This window comes from Kineococcus sp. NPDC059986, assembly GCF_040702905.1.
GTDB lineage: Bacteria > Actinomycetota > Actinomycetes > Actinomycetales > Kineococcaceae > Kineococcus.
Genome location: NZ_JBFBND010000073.1, coordinates 1 through 3371 on the forward strand (window position 1 = coordinate 1; position 3371 = coordinate 3371).

A 3371-nucleotide genomic window follows, 5' to 3' on the forward strand; every position below is an offset into this window, starting at 1 on the left:
GGTGCGATCCCGAAGGACTTCAAGGAGCGTTTCGGCGCCGCCTACGACACCGAGTTCCAGCGGTGGGTCGACGCGGTCCGCGCCGGGACGAACGTCGACGGCCCGGGCGTGTGGGACGGGTACGCCGCGGCCGCCGTCTGCGCCGCCGGGGTCCAGTCCCTGCGGACCGGGGAGCGGGTCGTCGTCGACCTCGGCCCCCGTCCGTGAGCACCACCCCCTGAACTCTCCCCGCACCACCCACCGGCTCGCCGCGAGACCGGTTCCGATCGCCGTTTCCGCACCGTGCGGACGGCACCTGTCGACGAGGATGGGAAAGCACATGAAGAGCTCCCGTGCAGGGTTCCGCACCGCCGCCGCGCTGGCGGTGGCGGCACTGGGCCTCGCGGCCTGCAGCAGCACCGGCGGTGCGGCCGACAACAGCGACGACGGTTCCGGGGGCGGCCAGGCCGCGAGCACCCCGAAGTACAAGATCACGCTGGTCACGCACGCCGCCGCTGGAGACACCTTCTGGGACATCGTCCGCAAGGGCGCCGAGGCCGCGGCCAAGAAGGACAACATCGACCTGCAGTACGTCAACAACGACAACGCCTCCCAGCAGGCGACCCTCATCCAGAACGCCGTCGACGCCAAGGTCGACGCCATCGCCGTGACGATGCCGAACGCCAGCGCGCTGACGTCGGCCCTCGCCAACGCCGAGGCCGCGAAGATCCCGGTCATCGGGCTCAACGCCGGGTACAACGACTGGAAGCAGGAGAAGCTCATCGGCTACTTCGGCCAGGACGAGACCATCGCCGGCAAGGCCGGTGGTGCGCGCCTGGCGCAGGAGGGCGCGAAGAAGGTCCTCTGCGTCATCCAGGCGCAGGGGCAGTCGCAGCTCGAGGACCGGTGCAAGGCCATCAAGGACGGCCTGGGGTCGTCGGGGTCGGTCGAGAACATCTACGTCAACGGGACCGACTCGGCCGCCACCCAGTCGACGATCACGGCGAAGCTGCAGCAGGACTCCAGCATCGACCACGTCGTCACGCTCGGGGCGCCCTTCGCGCTCATCGCCGTCGACTCCGTGAAGGAGGCCGGCAGCAAGGCGAAGATCGACACCTTCGACACGAACGCCGAACTCGTGGCGGCCATCAAGAGCGGCACCGTCGAGTGGGCCATCGACCAGCAGCCCTACCTCCAGGGGTACGAGGCGATCGACGCCCTCTGGCTCTACCTGACGAACGGGAACACCATCGGTGGTGGTGATGCGGTCCTCACCGGTCCCGCGTTCATCGACGCCTCGAACATCGACGCGGTCTCGAAGTACGCGGAGGCCGGCACGCGCTGACACCGACCACCCGCGGCGCGCTGCGGAGTTCGTGGTGAGGACCCTCGGGGCACCGTCCCCGGGGGTCCTCAGGCGTTCGCGGGGGTGCCTCGCCCCGCCGGCCCTGACCGTGCGGCGGGTTCCCGACGTCGCGACGCCGGCGCGTGCACGGCGCGTGTGCGGTCGGCGGTGTCCAGCAGGGTGCACCACACCGTCTTCCCACCCCCGGACCCGGCCACTCCGGCCGACGCCAGGGGCACCGGCGGCGAGGGTCGTCCCGGTGGCGTCCCGAGCGTGTGCCCCCAGGAGTGGGCGAGGAGCTGCACCAGGGCGAGTCCGCGACCCCGCTCGTCGTCGGGGGAGGCCGAGCGGGGCGTCGGGGACGTCCGGCCCGTGTCGGTGACGCAGAGCAGCAGCGTCGCCGGTCCGTCACCCGCCGCCGGGACGTGGGACAGGCCGAGCAGCACGGGGCCGCTCGCGCCACCGCCCACCCCGTGGGCCACCGCGTTGGCGACGAGTTCGCTGGTGAGCAGTTCCAGCCGGTCCACGGTCTCGGCCCCCAGGTGCAGTCCCCGGGCCCAGGACGCCGCGAAGTGCCGCGCCGTGGCCACGGTGGACAGGTGCGGGGGCAGCAGCAGGTGGTCCACCGACGGGCGGCCGATGCCCCCGGCCCGCCCTCCCGTCACCGTTCGCGGACGTGCAGGAGGGGCTGCAGGACCACGTGCCGCGCGGGGGAACGGTCCCCGACCATGCGGTCGGCGAGCATGCGCGTCGCCAACCGGGCCATCGCCCCGACGTCCTGGTGCACGGCGGTCAGCGGAGGGTCGAGCAGGTCCGCGAGCTCGAAGTCGTCGAAGCCCACGACGTCGGGCAGGGCGGCCCGAGGGTCCTCCGCGCGCAGGCGGCGCACCGCGCGCAGTGCGCCCACGGACAGCACGTTGCGGCCCGCGAGCACGGCGGTGGGTGGCGCGTCCGCGGAGAGCAGCCGGGTCAGGGCCACCTCCGCGTCCCGGGCCTCCCGCAGCCCCGTCACCGACAACGCCGGGTCGACCGGCAGGCCGGCGGCGAGGAGGGCGGTGCGCCAGCCCTCCTGCCGCTCGCGGGCCGTGTGGATCTCGTCGAGGTCACCGAGGAAGGCGATGCGCCGGTGGCCCTTCGCCGCCAGGTGCTCCACGGCCAGACGCGATCCGGCGACGTTGTCGACGCAGACCGAGTCGGCCTCCACGCCGCGGGGCGGCCGGTCCACGAAGACGAGGGGCAGGCCGGCGCGCAGCTCCTGACCGAGGTAGTCCTGCCGTGGCGAGGCGGGCATGAGGACGAGACCGTCCACCCGACGGGCCACCATCTCCTCCACCAGCGCCCGCTCGCGGGCGGGGTCCTCGTCGAGGCTGGCGGCGAGCAGGGTCAGGTCGAGCTGGCGCGCCTCGTCCTCCAGGGCCCGCAGCAGAGCGGAGGAGAACTCGTTCGCGATGTCCTGCACGAGGATCCCGATGGCGCCGGTGCGCCGGCCCGTGCGTCGCAGGTCGCTCGCGCCCCGGTGCTGGCGGTAGTGCAGGCGCTCGACGGCGTCCTCGACGCGCTGCCGCACCCCCTCCCTGACCCCCGGCTCGTCGTTGACCACCCGCGAGACCGTCTTGATGCTGACGCCGGCCAGGGCGGCCACCTCTCGCATCGTCGCGCGCCGCTGACCGGGACGGTCGAGTTCGGCTGACACCGTTGTCAATTCCACGACTCCATGGTTACCTGTTGCACCGCTAGCTGTCCAGGGATGAGCAGCTGCAGATCGACAACGTTGTCAAACCCCATGAGTCTGAGGAGTCCGAGTGACCCGCAACTTCAAGACCACGACCACCACGACCAGGAGCGCCCGTCGCGGCGCGGCCGCGCTCTTCGCCTGCGTGGCGGCGGTGGCGACCGTGGCGGCGTGTGGTGGTGGTGCTGACACCGGTTCTGGTGGGGGTGACAAGGTCGCGGTGTCGTTGATCACGAAGGATTCGACGAACCCGTTCTTCGTGGCGATGCAGAAGGGCGCGAAGGCGGAGGCGGCCAAGGAGGGTGTGGACCTGAC

4 protein-coding genes and 1 pseudogene are annotated in these 3371 nt (G+C 72.2%); 3 read left to right on the forward strand and 2 right to left on the reverse strand.

Annotated features, from left to right (window positions below):
* A partial coding sequence (locus tag AB0637_RS24830; RefSeq protein ID WP_366175461.1) for a Gfo/Idh/MocA family oxidoreductase occupies positions 1-207 on the forward strand: 207 nt, incomplete at its 5' end.
* 112 nt (positions 208-319) lie between these two features.
* Positions 320-1324: a substrate-binding domain-containing protein gene (locus AB0637_RS24835; protein ID WP_366175462.1), complete on the forward strand. Its 1005-nt coding sequence runs from the start codon at positions 320-322 to the stop codon at positions 1322-1324.
* Between the two features lie 68 nt (positions 1325-1392).
* On the opposite strand, the gene AB0637_RS24840 is transcribed toward AB0637_RS24835, so the two are convergent.
* Entirely contained in the window at positions 1393-1989 is a 597-nt protein-coding gene (locus AB0637_RS24840; RefSeq protein ID WP_366175464.1) for an ATP-binding protein, read from the reverse strand.
* Entirely contained in the window at positions 1986-3032 is a 1047-nt protein-coding gene (locus tag AB0637_RS24845) for a LacI family DNA-binding transcriptional regulator (RefSeq protein ID WP_366175465.1), read from the reverse strand. Before AB0637_RS24845 ends, AB0637_RS24840 begins: the two co-directional genes overlap by 4 nt.
* Before the next feature lie 94 nt (positions 3033-3126).
* Between AB0637_RS24845 and AB0637_RS24850 the strand changes: the two are divergent.
* Positions 3127-3371 (forward strand): annotated as a pseudogene (locus AB0637_RS24850) (sugar ABC transporter substrate-binding protein); the annotation flags it as partial.